The organism is Homoserinimonas sp. A520 (assembly GCF_054489245.1).
Genome location: NZ_JBTMWX010000001.1, coordinates 800,128 through 814,329, shown reverse-complemented (window position 1 = coordinate 814,329; position 14,202 = coordinate 800,128). Strand labels below are relative to the sequence as shown.

Annotated in this window: 14 protein-coding genes and 1 tRNA gene; 4 read left to right on the top strand and 11 right to left on the bottom strand. The window is 66.0% G+C overall.

Annotation, left to right across the window (positions count from 1 at the left end; all coding sequences use genetic code 11):
- Nucleotides 1-915: a pseudouridine-5'-phosphate glycosidase gene (locus ACX3PH_RS04160; RefSeq protein WP_459089668.1), complete on the bottom strand. Its 915-nt coding sequence runs from the start codon at nucleotides 913-915 to the stop codon at nucleotides 1-3.
- Between the two features lie 110 nt (nucleotides 916-1,025).
- Here ACX3PH_RS04160 and ACX3PH_RS04155 point away from each other — a divergent pair, with 110 nt between their 5' ends.
- Nucleotides 1,026-1,190: a hypothetical protein gene (locus ACX3PH_RS04155; protein WP_459089666.1), complete on the top strand. Its 165-nt coding sequence runs from the start codon at nucleotides 1,026-1,028 to the stop codon at nucleotides 1,188-1,190.
- A gap of 36 nt (nucleotides 1,191-1,226) precedes the next feature.
- Nucleotides 1,227-1,529: a hypothetical protein gene (locus ACX3PH_RS04150; protein WP_459089664.1), complete on the top strand. Its 303-nt coding sequence runs from the start codon at nucleotides 1,227-1,229 to the stop codon at nucleotides 1,527-1,529.
- Here ACX3PH_RS04150 and ACX3PH_RS04145 read toward each other — a convergent pair.
- The 7 genes from ACX3PH_RS04145 to ACX3PH_RS04115 form a co-directional block, all read right to left on the bottom strand.
- Nucleotides 1,513-3,231 (bottom strand): CocE/NonD family hydrolase, encoded by a 1,719-nt coding sequence (locus tag ACX3PH_RS04145; protein WP_459089662.1) that lies wholly within the window; start codon nucleotides 3,229-3,231, stop codon nucleotides 1,513-1,515. The genes ACX3PH_RS04150 and ACX3PH_RS04145 overlap by 17 nt on opposite strands.
- A complete protein-coding gene (locus ACX3PH_RS04140; protein WP_459089660.1) occupies nucleotides 3,231-4,187 on the bottom strand; it encodes an MBL fold metallo-hydrolase in 957 nt (318 codons plus the stop codon). The genes ACX3PH_RS04145 and ACX3PH_RS04140 overlap by 1 nt, the downstream gene beginning before the upstream one ends.
- 5 nt (nucleotides 4,188-4,192) lie before the next feature.
- A complete protein-coding gene (locus ACX3PH_RS04135; RefSeq protein WP_459089658.1) occupies nucleotides 4,193-5,116 on the bottom strand; it encodes an alpha/beta hydrolase in 924 nt (307 codons plus the stop codon).
- A 3-nt stretch (nucleotides 5,117-5,119) separates the two neighbouring features.
- Nucleotides 5,120-6,229, bottom strand: coding sequence for an FAD-dependent oxidoreductase (locus ACX3PH_RS04130; protein ID WP_459089656.1), 1,110 nt, complete (start codon nucleotides 6,227-6,229; stop codon nucleotides 5,120-5,122).
- Between the two features lie 12 nt (nucleotides 6,230-6,241).
- Nucleotides 6,242-7,195, bottom strand: a complete 954-nt coding sequence (locus tag ACX3PH_RS04125; RefSeq protein WP_459089654.1) for a phosphotriesterase family protein — start codon at nucleotides 7,193-7,195, stop codon at nucleotides 6,242-6,244.
- A gap of 5 nt (nucleotides 7,196-7,200) precedes the next feature.
- Nucleotides 7,201-8,181, bottom strand: a complete 981-nt coding sequence (locus ACX3PH_RS04120; protein WP_459089652.1) for a phosphotriesterase family protein — start codon at nucleotides 8,179-8,181, stop codon at nucleotides 7,201-7,203.
- 119 nt (nucleotides 8,182-8,300) lie between these two features.
- Nucleotides 8,301-10,016 carry an MFS transporter gene (locus tag ACX3PH_RS04115; protein ID WP_459089650.1) on the bottom strand — a complete coding sequence of 572 codons (1,716 nt, stop codon included), beginning with the start codon at nucleotides 10,014-10,016 and terminating at the stop codon, nucleotides 8,301-8,303.
- A gap of 171 nt (nucleotides 10,017-10,187) precedes the next feature.
- On the opposite strand from ACX3PH_RS04115, the gene ACX3PH_RS04110 reads away from it, so the two are divergent.
- Nucleotides 10,188-10,799 carry a TetR/AcrR family transcriptional regulator gene (locus tag ACX3PH_RS04110; protein ID WP_459089648.1) on the top strand — a complete coding sequence of 204 codons (612 nt, stop codon included), beginning with the start codon at nucleotides 10,188-10,190 and terminating at the stop codon, nucleotides 10,797-10,799.
- A gap of 138 nt (nucleotides 10,800-10,937) precedes the next feature.
- Here the strand turns inward: ACX3PH_RS04110 and ACX3PH_RS04105 are convergent.
- From ACX3PH_RS04105 to ACX3PH_RS04095, 3 genes are all read right to left on the bottom strand, one after another.
- Nucleotides 10,938-11,010: transfer RNA gene (locus ACX3PH_RS04105), tRNA-Arg, on the bottom strand.
- 103 nt (nucleotides 11,011-11,113) lie between these two features.
- On the bottom strand, nucleotides 11,114-12,601 hold the full coding sequence (locus ACX3PH_RS04100) for an aminotransferase class I/II-fold pyridoxal phosphate-dependent enzyme (RefSeq protein WP_459089646.1): 1,488 nt from the start codon (nucleotides 12,599-12,601) through the stop codon (nucleotides 11,114-11,116).
- Nucleotides 12,594-13,787 (bottom strand): M20/M25/M40 family metallo-hydrolase, encoded by a 1,194-nt coding sequence (locus ACX3PH_RS04095; RefSeq protein ID WP_459089644.1) that lies wholly within the window; start codon nucleotides 13,785-13,787, stop codon nucleotides 12,594-12,596. Before ACX3PH_RS04095 ends, ACX3PH_RS04100 begins: the two co-directional genes overlap by 8 nt.
- Nucleotides 13,788-13,919: 132 nt before the next feature.
- Between ACX3PH_RS04095 and ACX3PH_RS04090 the strand changes: the two genes are divergently transcribed.
- Nucleotides 13,920-14,198: a hypothetical protein gene (locus tag ACX3PH_RS04090; protein ID WP_459089643.1), complete on the top strand. Its 279-nt coding sequence runs from the start codon at nucleotides 13,920-13,922 to the stop codon at nucleotides 14,196-14,198.
- The last annotated feature ends 4 nt before the right edge of the window (nucleotides 14,199-14,202 follow it).

Genomic DNA, 14,202 nt, shown 5'->3' with positions numbered 1-14,202 from the left:
TCAACCGGCCAGGGCGGACCACTGGATGGCGATCTCGCCGGCAAGACGCACGTTGTTCCTGGCGAGGTCGAGGTTCACCTCGAGGCTGCGGCCCTGCGACGCGTCGACAATGTAGCTGAGCAGGAAGGGCGTCACCGCCTTGCCGTGCACTCCAGCATCGGCAGCCGCTGCCAGCGCCTCGGTGAGCACCCGGTCGTGCTCCTCCGGGTCCCACTGCTGCTCGCGCGGGATCGGGTTGGCGACGACGATGCCCTGACCGTGACCGAGCTCGTCCTGGCTCTTCATGATGGCGGCGATCTCCGTCGCCGACTGCACCGACCAGTCAAGCTCGTAGGCGGACTCGGTGAGCCAGAAGCTGGGGAACCGGGTGGTGCGGTAACCGACCACGGGCACGCTGAGCGTCTCCAACCGTTCCAGGGTTGCCGAGATGTCAAGCACCGATTTCACGCCGGCGCTGACCACGGTGATCGGTGTGACAGCCAGCGTGGAGAGGTCGGCCGACTCGTCGAAGGTCTCGTTCGCCCCGCGGTGCACGCCGCCCAGCCCTCCGGTGGCGAACACGCGCACCCCGGCGAGCGCAGCGAGGTGCGCGGTTGCGGCGACAGTGGTGGCACCGGATGCCTTCGCTGCAGCCAGGATCGGAATGTCGCGAACACTGGCCTTGGCCATCTCCTCGTCGGCGATACGCCGCACTCCGTCAGCGTCAAGGCCGATGTGCGGAACGCCGTCGAGGATGGCGATCGTCGCCGGGGTGACCCCGGCATCCGTCAGCAGCTGCTCGAATTCCTGCGCGGCCTCGAAGTTGCGGGGCCGCGGCAGGCCGTGGCTGATGATCGTCGACTCGAGTGCGACGACGGGGCGGTTTTCCGAGAGCGCGGCAGCGACAGCGGGCGAGACGGTGAACGGAGTGGACATGCGATTAAATGTACGCGATCACCCGGCGCACCACCCGAGCATTCGACACGTGGGCCAACCTGTGAATTCAACCCCTCCCGGCGCTCTCCCGGCGGACGTACGCTGCCTGCATGTCAGATCCCACGCACTCGACGGACCCGCGCGTCGAAGAACAGGACGGCGCGGTTCGCGACGTCAACGACCCCGAGGTTGAACAGGACACCGTCTCGGGAGGCGCACCGGATGATCCGGGCACCTCCGACGAAGAAGGCTCAGCCGACGAGTCGGGAGACTAAAGCTCAACGCACCCCACCGCTGAAAGGCAACGAACCATGGCTATCGCAAGCGCCCACGAGACGCACCGAACCTACAAGGTCAAGACCGCCCACCAGGCACCGGCCGTACCGAATCCACTGACCGAAACATCACTGACCTGGACGCACGTGCCGCTGGTTCCCCAAGTGGCACTGGTCGGTCATCTCGATGGCATGCCGGTCGCCGTCATCGACCAGATCGGCAGCGCCGGATTCCGCGCCGGCCTGTGCAACGGCAAGAGCGTCGGCGTCTTTCGCACCCTCGAGGAGTGCAAGAAGGCGGTCGCCACCGCTATCCGCAGCGCTACGACAGCTGCGTGAACGGCAGCACGAGTCGCGATAGATGGGCAGCGTCGCGATAGATCTTGTGCATGACCGGACGTCCGACCGGCAGGTGGAAGGCGTCCGGCGGCAGCAGCGAATTGTGTTCGTCCACCAGCGGCTCCGCGTTGGACAGTTCGGCCACCAGCCGGTGACCAGGACGGAAGGTGTTGGCGAACGGATAGAGCCTCAGCACGTATTCCTCAACGGAGCCGGGTTCCACCGGAACGGTGCGGGTGTGCGGGTGGTACGGGTTGCCCTCGGTGGTGCGGTCGTCCAGTTCCCGGTGCGACGCCTTGAGGTAGCCGGTGGTGACCAGTTGACGCTTGCCGGTCGGGGCGGTGTCCCAGAGGCGCAGGATGAAGTTGGTGTCCGGCTGGTCGATCTCGGCGAAGATGTGCGCGGCACCGGTGCCGATCAATTCGGTCGCCTGCTCGAACGGTTCGGTGCTCCAGCTCAGGATCTCCACCTTGTCGGTCACCGTCAACGGTGCCTGGTAGAAGCCGTCCGGGGCCGCATACTCCGCACCCATCAGCTCTGGCTCCCAGGACAGCTTATGGCGCGGCCGCAGGTACAGCGACCGGTACTCGACCGGCTTCGGCGGCCACTGGTCAGCGGTCACGACTTCGCGCGACCCTTCAACGAAGACACTCACGGCCGGCTCGTCCATCACGCCGTTGTTGATGCCCTTGATCCAGTAGTCGTACCAGCGGAACATCTTGTCGTGCTCTTCGATGAACGGTCGAGACTGCATCGGCGGGTACGGGCCGATGTCGAGTTTCTTGGGGCCCTTCAGCGCGTTGAACAATTCGATGGTGCCGTCGAGCGTCCAGCCGCGACCCTGGTCCAGTTGCAGCCAGACCGGGATGTCGATGTTCGGGGCCAGCGTGATCGGGTTGCGCTCCTCGTACCAGTCGCCGTCCAGTTCGTTCATCACGATGTCGAACCAGGGCTCGTGGTTCTTCGGGTAGTTGAGCACGTGGAACAGGTTGGGCCAGGCGGCAACGTCCGGGTCCTTCAGTCGCTCTGCCACGAGCTTCTTGAGTTCTTCGGGCGAGTGAGTCTCGATCATCCGCGACTTGACGCCGTCGGTGAACGCCCAGCCGGAGTCGCCGCCGCGGCCCTCTCGGGCGGCGCGGGGCATGAACCACATCACGCCGCCGTGGTAGGTCGTCTCGTAGAAGTCGTAGTGGCCGCCGCTGACGAAGATCGCCTTCAGGCTGGGCGGGCGCTCGGCAGCGGCGAGCACCTGCATGGAGCCGAAGTAGGAGATGCCGACCATGCCGACATTGCCGTCGCACCACGGCTGGGCGGCGACCCACTCGATGAAGTCGTAGGCGTCTTCGCCGAGCGACACCCCGCCGGCGTTGTAGTTGCCGATGTGCTCACCCTCGGAGTGGCCCGAGCCGCGCAGGTCGCCGATCACATGCACGTAGTCTTCCGCCACGATGCGGGCGATGTCGCCCGCCTCGATGCAGCCGTCCCACATCGGGCTCGGCCGACGCTGCGGCGGGGTGGTGAGGGCGAGCGCCTGCAGCTCCTTGCCGTACGGGCTGAGCGCGACCAGCGCGGGGCGTGGCTTCTCGTCGGTGCCCTGATAGGCATCCGCTGCCAGCATGACGCCGTCCCGCATGGGAACGCGCAGGTCTTTGCGGATGGAGATCTTCTGCCCGCCGGCATCCCAGTTCATGACGTCAGCCATCAGTGCTCCTTCATGTCGTTGTGCGCTGCGAACCGCGTCGAGTAGCCGTGCATGGTGGTGAAGAACGGCGACGGCTCCAGGGTCGGGTCGCCTTCGTAGCCGAGTTCGGCGGCGATGGCCGCGAAGGGTGAATACACCGAGTCCGTCTGCTGCGGGCCCTTCTGCAGGTGACGCTGCGCGGCATCCGCCACCTTCGCCTCGATGTCGAGACTGTGCTGGAGGGCGTGCTGTACCTGGGGCCGGTCGAGCTGAACGCCGTACGCCTCCCCACCGGCGGTGCGGTATGGATGCCCGAGGTACAGCCGCTGCGGACGGACGACGTCGCGCAGGTACTCCAGGCTCGCCCGGTATGCGGTCGGGTCGACGTAGCCAGGGAAACCGTTGGCCGCCCCGTGCACCTGTACGGCGTCACCGACGAACACGTCGTTCTGGCCGTCGATCACGTAGGCCACCGACCCCGGCGTGTGCCCGGGAATCGAGTGCACGGCGACGGTCACGTCACCGCCGAGCGAGATGGTCTCGCCGCCGGTCACCAGCTTGGTCGGCTCCAGTTCACCGGAGATCACCGCGCCGGTGGCCGCGATCTGCTTCGCCTCGCCGTCGGGATCGTTCAGGTACGCGCCGCGTCCCTCCAGGTATTCGTCGACATGGGCACGCCGCGAGCGCAGCATCGGGGCGTCGGCCTCGTGGATCACGATGTGCGCGCGCCGGCCGGTCAGCTCCCAGAGCGCGTGCGCCCCGCCGACGTGGTCGATGTGTCCGTGGGTGAGGAGGATCCAGCGCACGTCTTCGATGCGCCGGCCGATCGCCTCGAGGGCGGATGCCATGCCTTCCGCCGGTGAGGAGGCGATCCCGGTATCGACGATGGCCGGCTCGGGAGCATCGATGAAGAAGCTGTACAGGCCGAATCGGGCCCACGGGGAGACCAGGGGGTGGACGGGGACTACCTGCGTCATGGCGATCAGCGCCGTCCGAGGAAGGCAGCCGTCTCCCGGAAGACTTCATAGAACTCCGGAATCCAGGAGAAGTTCTGCACGAAGCCATGGTTCGCTCCGGCGTACCGGGTGACGGTGGCGTCCACGCCGGCCTCGCGCAGCCGCTGTCCGTAAAGCTCGCCCTCGTCACGCAGGGGGTCGTACTCGGCGATGATGACCAGGGCCGGCGGGAGGCCGGTGAGGTCATCGCGCTTGATGGGCGATACGCGGGGGTCCGCAGCATCCGCCCCGCTCTCGATGTAAAAGTTGTTGAACGGCTTCAGCCCTGCGGTCTCCAGGCCGTAGCCCACCGCGTTCTCCCGAAGCGACGGATAGCGGTCAACGTCGAAGTCCAGGTCAAGGGATGGGTAGAACATCACCTGGTGGGTGATCTGGTCGAACCCGTCGTCGTGCGCCATTGCGGCGACGGATGCCACGAACGTTCCGCCCGAGCTGTCTCCGGCGATCGCCAGTGTCTCCCCGTCCCAGCCCAGCCGTTCCCGGTTGTCGGCAACCCAGCGGACCACGCCGTAGCAGTCGCCCAACCCGGCGGGGAAGGCGGCTTCGGGAGCACGGCGGAAGCCGACGGAGACCACCTTGAGGCCGGTCTCCCTGGCGAGAGCGCGCGCGACGTGGTCGTGCGTGTCCAGGCTGCCGAGGAAGAAGGCACCGCCGTGGAAGTACACCAGCACACCGTGAGATGAGGCCCCGGTGGGTGTGTAGATGCGCACGGGCACGTCACCAGCAGCGGTCTGCGCGGTGAGATCCTCGACGGCGTGCAGGGGAAGGCGCTCATGGAGCGGGGGAACCATTGCCTCCTCGCCGGCCCGCAACACTGCCGGGTCGATGGGACCAGGCAGAGGCGGTGGCAGGGTGGCGACGATTTTCGCGATCTCCGGATGCAACGGCATGGGTCAGCGCTGCGCCTGGCTCTGCGACACCGGCTTCTGACCGGGGAAGACATCGTCGAGCTCGTCTTCGCTCCAGCCCTGGCGCGAGATGCGCTGCAGTTCGTCCGTGATCGGCTTGCGGGTCGCCTGGAAAAGGGCGAGTGCCTCCCCCAGTGAACCCGCCTCTGCGAGTGCTTCTGCGATGCCGGCGGCATCCTCGATCGCCGAGTTCGCGCCCTGCCCCTGGTGGTGCAGCATCGAATGGGCGGCATCACCGATCAGGACGACGGAATCCGAGTGCCAGGTGTCGATCGGGTCGATGTCGTAGACCGCTCTGAAGGTGATCGAGTGCAGGTCGAGGTCGCGGGTGATGGCGACGATCCGCTCGTCGAAGCCCTCAACCGCAGCCAGCAGCTGTTCCTTCGTGACTTCCGGTGCCCACGAGCTGTCGGGGTTCAGGTTGGTGATATCGAAGGAGACCTGACCGCGGTGACGCAGCGGGAGCAGGTAGACCTTGGTGCCGTGGCCGATGTACATGCGGAAGTTGTCGTCGACGACCATGCCGTGCGCATCGTCGATGGAGATGACCGCACGGTAAGCGTGCTCACCGGAGAACACCGGGCCCTTCTGGCTGAACAGCTGTTCCCGCACGAGTGACTTGATGCCGTCGGCTCCGATGACCAGGTCGGCCTCGACCGTCTCGCCGTTCGCGAACGTGAGCACCGAGCGCTGGCCCTGGTCGTCGATGCGGTCGAGCTTGTACCCGAACTTCACCATTCCCTCTGGCAGCACGCCGATCAGGGCGTCGATGAAGTCGCGGCGGTGAATGAGGTGGGTCTTGGTGTGCTGTTCGAACGCCGGCCAGTCCTCCTTCATGATGAAGTCGCCGGTTGCGGTGAGGATCTCGAAGTAGTCGCTCGGTGAGGTGCACTTCGCAATGGCGTCGTGCATCCCCCATTGCTCGAAACGGTGCATGGTGGCCGGCCGCAGGCCGATTCCCGCCCCGACCTCGCCGCTCATCGGTGCCTGCTCGTAGACGGTGACGTCTGCGCCGGCGAGGCTCAGGGCCTTGGCTGCGGCGGCACCGGCGTAGCCTGCGCCGACGATGGCGATTTTCATGTCCGTGATGTCCATGGTGCTTCTCTCTCAGTTCTGGATGGCCAGGAAGGTGGCTGGGTTGTCGACGAAGATCGCCCGGATGGTGGCTTCGTCGAGGCCCGCGGCGCGGAGGTCGGGGATGAGGTCTTCGAAGATGTAGTTGACGGTGTGGCCCCTCACTCCTGGCCAGCCGAGTGGGCTGCAGTTGGCGTCGGCGGATGCGAGCACCTTGCCCAGGTGCCCCTGGCCGATGAAGCGGAGGAAGTGGTCGAGGCGTTCCTGGCGGGGGCGCGCCCAGAACGGCGGATCCGGCAGCTCGGTCTCGTAGCCGAAGGTGTCGAAGCCGATTCGGCCGCCCTGCTCGGCGATCCAGGTGTCGCGGGTCTTGTCGGCGTTGACACCGTCGTCGACGTGCCCGAACAGCACGCGGTCGAGCGGGAGCCCTTCCTCATTGAAGATGGCGATCGCGTTCTCGGCGTCGATCGCGAGGTGGGTCAGCACGGGGACCCCGGTAGCCAGGGAGGCGCGGGCGGCGGCGCGGTAGATTCGCTTGTCGAGGTCGGTCATCCGCCCTCCGCGACTGACGCCGACCTTGATGATGCCGGCACGACCACCGGTATTCCCGATGCCGACGGTGATCTCGTGGATGAACTGGCCGGCAAGGTACTCGACGCTGGCCCGGGCGAAGAAGGGCAGCGCGGTGTCTCCGCCGACGAAGCCGGTGCTGGCCACGATGTGCACGCCCGTCTTCGCCGACAGTGACTGGTAGTAGTTGATGTCGCGCCCGTTGCAGATGCCGGTGGCGTCGACGAAGGTACCGCCGCCGTACTCGTGGAAGGCCCGCAGTTTGGGCACGGACTCCTCGTAGGCCTGCTCCGGCGTTTTCCACCATTTCGTGTCCAGCTCGGAGCCGGGCATGCCGTAGCCGATGTGTTCGTGGATGGCGACGAGGCCGAGTTCCTCGGTCGGGATCGGACCCAGCACGGTGTTGACTCTCGACATTGCTTCTACCTCACCGTCAGAAGTTCGCGCGGGTTGTCCACCAGGATCCGCTGGATTGCCGCCTCGTCGATTCCGTGCGCCCGCAGCGCTGGGACGAAGGTCGAGAGAATGTGGCTGAAGGGCACCTTGTGGCCTGGATGGCCCTTGGCGATGCCGATTGCGTTGCTGGAGAGCAGCATCCGCTCGCCGTGGCCGGCCGCGATCAGTTCGGCCACGAGGGCGGCGCGGTCATCGTCGCTCAGGTGTTCGCCGTCATTGCTGCCGACATTGTCTATGGCGATGAAGGCGCCACGGTCGAGAACGGAGAGGTGGGCAGCGGATGCGATGGCGTCTTGCCGGTCCAGTCCACCGATGGCGACGCGGTCAGCCGGCAGGTTTTCATCGAGTGCGATCTGGAGGTCGTGGATCGCGTCGTTCCCATAGCGGATGGAGAGCGGGACCCCGGTAGCCAGGGCGGCGCGTGCAGCACCGCGGAGGAGGCTTTCGTCCGTGGCGGTGGTGCCCTCGCGAGTGGTCGTGGTCGTGATCAGGCCGGCGGCGCCGCGCTGCTCCACGCGGGGAACCACCATGCCCTCGGTGATCTCCTTGGTGAAGAGTTCTGCGAATTTCTCGGCAGGCCACGGGGTGGGCGGGTTCGTCTGCGGGGTCAGGAAATAGCCACCGAGCGACTCCTCCGGGCCGAGCCCGGTCGAGGCGATGATGTGCACGCCGGTCGACCAGGAGAGCGCCTCGTACAGTTTCAGGTCACGACCGTGGAACATTCCGGTGCTGTCGACGATGGTGCCGCCGCCGTGGGAACGGAAGTCAGTCAGCTTGGCTGCCAGCTGCTCGAAGATCTCGGCACGGTCGATCGTCACGTCGAACGCGTACTGGGCGCCGGGGAAGACCGACAGCAAAGACTCGTGCACGGAGACGACTCCGAGCAGATCAGCGGGCACGGGGCCGAGCACGGTGTTGGCGATGCCGGTCACGGTGACCCTCTCCATTGAGTTCGGATAAGCCCCGCTCGGGGGCGAGGGTAGGTGCAATCTTGGCATTGACTTTACAGACTGTCAAGTGAAAACAAGGGAGCCCGACATGGACGCCGGGCTCCCTCAGCTACCTCTCAGGCGATTGCGCCGTCTGTGACAGCCTCTGCGATCTGCTCGTCGGCAACCGGCTCGTCGGTCCTCTTACCGCTGATGAACACCGTGAGCACCGCCGACAGGGTCGCGGCGATTGCTGCGGTCAAGTACACCGCCTGGAATCCGGAGCCGAGCGCCGACCCCGCCGAACCCTGAATGGCACCTCGCGAGTCGACGAGGGCGGCAGCAGCACCATCAACCGCCGGCTGCGGTGCGCCGTTCGCCAGCATCTCGGTCGAGAACTGGGCAAGCACTCCTTCCCAGCCGGACAGGAATCCGAGAGGGGGCACGTTCGACAATCCCGCGACGGCCTCAGGTGGCAGCCCGGCACCCGAGAGAATTCCGCCGAGCTGGGGCAGGAATACTGCTGCGCCGATGCTGAACGCGATAGCGGATCCGACAGCCGGGCCCAGGGCGAAGCCGAGGTCGCGGAGCAGGTTCGTGGTGGCGGACGCCATACCGACATAACTCGGCTGCACGGTGTTGATAGCGACCGCCGTGATCGAGCCGACCGTCAGTGCGAAGCCGATTCCCAGCAGGAGGAGCGGCAGGATGAATGCCGTCCACGGCGTGCCACCGAACGCTTCGGGAGTGCCGAGCGGTAGACCCGAGATCCAATAGCCACTCACGGCCATCAGGATGAATCCGGCAGTGAGCATCCAGCGCGGGGAGAACCGGTGGATGAGCCAGCCGACGACGGGGATCAGAAGGAAGGCCGGACCCTGGATGAAGACGAAGAGCACGCCCATCTTCCATGTCTCGACGCCGCCCAGGGCACCCACCGCGACACTCGTGGAGAAAGCGATCGCAAGGAAGGCGAACATGCCGGTGACCGCGACGATGCTGGTGATGGCGTACGAGGAGTTCTTGAAGAGGGAGAGGTGTACCAGCGGAACCTCGGCTTTCGCCTCGATCACGACAAAGGCGACGAGCAGGAATCCGCCGAGCACATAACCGATGATCACCTCAGGGGCACCGAAGCCTGCGTCGACGGCGTGCACGGTGGCACACAGCACGGCGATGAGCCCCAGGGCCATGGTGATCTGTCCCGGGAGGTCGAGCCGTCGTCCCTCGGGAGATGCCGAGTCCTTCGCGCGGAGGGCGAACAGGAAGACGACCACGGCAACTCCTGCGGCCACGAAGTATGCGACCCGCCATCCGCTGAAGATGTTCGGTGCGCCTGCCTCAAGTCCGGGGACCGTGAACACCTGCGCGGCAATGCCTGCAAGAACCGGCGAGATGACCGCACCAAGCGAGAGAAAACCTGCCCAGGTCGCGATTGCCCTGGCCCGATCACGCATGTTCGGTGTGATCGCGGCGATCATTGATAGGGAGATCGGGAACAGGATGCCTGCCCCGATGCCTCCGACCGCCTGGCCGAGGATCATAATGCCGGTGGTCGCGGCGGCTCCCGAGATGATGGTGCCGGCAAAGATGAGCGCCGCACCTGCATAGAGGAGTTTCTTTCGACCGAAGAGGTCCCCGAGAACCCCGAAAGTGAGCTCGAAGACGACGATCGCGATGATGAAGACGGATGTGATCCAGGTCAGGCCTGCGCCGGACGCCTGGAATTCGACAGCGAACTGGCCGTTCAGCGCACCAGGAAAGGCGTTGGTGATCTGGGCGAGGGTGACCGCGATGTACGCGGCCGCAAAGGTTGCTTTCGCCGATCCGGCGACAGCGCTCGTGGTACTCATTGCAGAGAACTCCTTTGTTCTGAGGTGCGGGTATTTGGTTCTGGTACGGGCAGGTTCGTGCGCACTGCCACAGACTGGCGACAGGTATCGGATAGCGTGGCATTAGATTTACATGGTGTCAAGTGAACTGTCAATGTGATCACTGACTGCACCGATTGCTAGGCTGCAGGAATGGCGAATCTCCGTGCGGCTCAGAAGGAGCAGACGCGTCAGCGCCTCCTCGATACCGCGCTCGACCTGTTCGAATCACAGGGCTACGCGGCCACCACGATCGACGACATCGCCGCCGCGGCGGGGACCACTCGGGTGACGTTCTACGCGCACTTCCCCTCGCGCCGCGCCATCATGGCTGCCCTGATTGACAGGCTCAACCTCATCCTGGAGCGCCAAGAAACGTCCGAGCACCGGTCGACTGCTATTGCACTGGTAGACGTTGTGCACGCCGGAACCGCTGATGCCATCAGCACCTGGCTTCGGGAACAAGTCGCCCGCTGGCCGGCCATCCGCCCGTACATCTCGTCTGCCGCGGTGGCCGCCGCCGTCGAGCCGGAGATCCAGGAGCTGGTCGATGAGTGGTCAGGTGAGGTCGTGAGCGACATCAAGGATGGCCTCGACCGCGCGGATCGCTTCCCCCCGGAGACGAGGCATTTTCGCGGCGTACTCGCCTTCGAAATGCTCGACCGCGCCAACCAGCACTGGATTCGCCACCAGTGGAGCCTGGAGGATGACCCCGCACTCGATGTCCTCGCCGAGGCGTGGGTGAAGCTGCTTGGCAAGGAGTGAATGCGCCCGATCCGCAAACGTGTAAAAAAACGCGCCGAAACTTTACATGTCGCTTCGACCAGTAAAGATAGTTCTATCTGCCAGCGCTGAAGCACGAAACCCCGGTCAAGCAGCAGCTGACCGGGGTTTTTCGATGGGTGCGCCCGGAGGGATTTGAACCCCCGGCCTATTGATCCGTAGTCAATTGCTCTATCCGCTGAGCTACGGGCGCATGCCGGCTAAAAAGCCAACTCGAAGATCATACCAGCGTTCTCAGTGCTGACTGAACTCGCCAACCGCCATTGAAACGGTTGCCCTGAAGCGTGAAGATCTGCCTAGTCCGAAGCGACAACCTGGATCGTTGCGAGGGTCGAATCAGCGGAGTAGGCGATGCGGCCACCATCCGCGAGCACTCCTCGGAGAGCGTCGATAGTCTCGGCTGTCACAATCTCGCCCGGTGCGAGAACGGGTACGCCGGGAGGGTACGGCGCGATGAGTTCCGCGCACACGCGTCCGACCGCGGCATCCGCCTCCACTGTCTCGTGGGCGGCGAAGAAGGCCGTTCTCGGGTCAAGCGCGGACTCCGCCTCCACCGTCCAGACCGCCGCGGGCACGATGCTGCGCGGCGTGCCCCGGTGTCGCTCGATCGCTGCCACCAGTGCGTCTACCAGGAGCGAGACACTGCGCTCGTCATCCGCCAGCGTGATCATGGGCACGAGCACATCCCGATCAGCCATTTCGAGCGTGATGCCGTCGGCCAGCAGATCCGATTCGACGGCATGCCCGTGTGCCCCCGTGCCGGCCAGCAATACCACCAGCTTGGCCGGGTCGACGGCAAGTGGCCCCTCGGGGTGCCCAGGAGGTCGGTCGACGAGCACCCGGATGCCCTCGACCGCCGAAAGCTTCCTGCGTGCCTCCGCCACCAGTGCCACCAACTCGCCAACAAGTTCGACGCCGTCTCGTTGCAGGAGCGCGCGTGACGCATCCGTGCTCGCGAGGATCGCGCCAGCCGGACTGGTGGTGTGGGATGCCTCGAAGGCCCGCTCCAATCGGTCAGGGTCCAATAGTCCTCCCGACCTGGTCGTCCGCGCGAGGATCAGTGCCCCCTGGCTCCAGGCGGGGAGGGACTTGTGCGCGCTCGTCACGAGGGCATCCGCTCCACAGGCGAGCGCGTGCGCGGGAACCAGCGGCGAGAACCCGAGGTATGCAGCCCAGGCTGCATCAACGATGAGCGGAACCCCGGCGGCGTGGGCAGCATCCGCGTGCCCTCTGAGGTCAGAGAGCGTTCCGATGTACGAGGGGTCGCCGAGGAGTACGCCGCAGGCATCCGGATGCGCGGCCAGCGCTGCTTCCACGGCGCTCACCGGCACCGCGCCCGGCAGGCCGGTGGCCGCATCGAGTTGCGGGCGCACCCACACCGGCCGCAGGCCGGCGAGAATGATGCCGAGAAGGACGGAGCGATGCAACGTCCGCGACACCACGACCGACTGACCCGGCCGACCGAGCGCCAACACCGACGCCTGGTTTGCATGCGTCGAGCCGCCCACGGACATCCGGCACCAGTCCACTCCCCATGCCTCTGCGGCGCGTGCCTCGGCTGCCGCCAGCAGTCCCCCGGTTTGCTTCATGGTGTCGAGGCCTGCGAACAGGGGGACGTCGCCGCGGATCACTTCGCCGACGAGGTGCTCACTGTGCTTGTGCCCGGGGATGCTGAACGGCGTCAGGTCCCCCGCGCTGACGCGTGACGTGAAGCGCAGCCACCCGTCGAGCAGCGGGGCGTCGTCGGCGTAGCCGCGCGGGTCCCGAGCACCGAAATCAGTCATGTGCGTTAGCCAGGAATTGGCCCACGGCGTCTGCCACCGCGACCGGGAAGCGCTGAAGCTGGTCGAGGTCGACCCATTCGTCCACCGCATGCAGCCCTCCGCCCGCCGGCCCGCAGACCACCGTCGGTACCCCCGCTGCCTGCCACAGCGCGGACTCCATCCAGTACGGCGCACCCACCCGGTCGGGGACCGGCGAACCCGCAGCGGGAAGCGCAGCGGCGAGCATCTCCGAGAACTCGGCCGCCGTCCCGGAAGCATCCATCTGCCATGCGTCACGAGCGAGCGTGAGCGAGAGCTCCGAACCGAGTCCGGGAGTCGCCGCAGTGAGGTGGTCGACCAGGGTCCGCACCTCATTCAATGCATCAGCTGACGACTCGCCGGGCAGAGTGCGGCGCTCCACCGCGATGTTCGCGGTCGCGGCGACGCTGAACGGAGCAGTGCCGGCCCGCGCGACGGTCGCCATCATGGACCCATGGGCGAGCAGCGGATGCCGCGGTGCCTTTCGGAGCAAGCTGTCGTTTTCGGCCAAAGCGGTAAGTAGATGACCGAGTGCACGCATCGCGTCGATCCCCTCCTCCGGTTGTGAGGAGTGCGCCGCCTTGCCCTCGAGGCCGACGTCGACCACCGCGTAGCCACGATGTGCCACCGCAAGGTCAAGCCAGGTCGGCTCGGCGATCAAGCAGACATCCATCGACATCCCGCGGGACCGAAGATCCTCGAGCACGGCTTCCGCGCCAACACTCGCGTCCTCTTCGTCTGCGACGAGAGCAACGATGACGGTCCCTGGCGCATCCGTGGCCGCCAGGTGCTCGGCAGCGACCACAAGACCGGCAACGCCACCCTTCATGTCGCTGGAACCGCGACCCAACAACCGGCCGGACTCGATGCGCGCCGCGAATGGGTCCGCCATGCCTTCCACGCCGACCGTGTCGAGGTGCCCATTGAGAACAACCGTGCGGCCCGGGCGGGATCCGGTGCGCACGGCAATGAGACTGACCCGTCGAGGATCGGACGGGGCCTGAATGAGGCGAACCGCATAGCCCGCGGCGTCCAGGCGGTCCGCCAGATAGGAAGCGATCCGTTTCTCGCCGGCTGCCCCGGGTACCAGGCTCGGACTGATGGAGTCGATGCTGACAAGCGTCACGGTGAGGTCGACGACCGCTTTGGCGAGATCTTCTGTTGACACGAGTTGACCATATCAACGCCTCGCCGGCACGAAGTCTCCAGGCGATCGGGCGAAACCCGCAGCTCTCAGCGTCACTTCAGTTTTGCGGAGCATTCTCGACTTCTCAGGGGGTCGTAGAAGGATGTGAGCGACATGGCCGACCTGCTGGCCCCCTTGGCCGGAGCCTTCCAGGGAGAAGGCTGGTGGGGCATCCTGTTGTTCATTCCCTTGCTGCTCGCCGGGCACATATCGGAAGCCACCGTCGCGTACGGGCTGTGGCGTCGTAGCGAGCACCGCCCGCCGGCACCGCGAGTGTGGCACGTCGCCGCCGTCTCCGGAGCGGTGGCGGCGGCATTCCTCATCGCCGCCCTGGTTTGGGTTGGTGCCTACGTCGCCCCGCGGCTGGGCACCGACGTGGCAACCTGGCTGTAAGCGG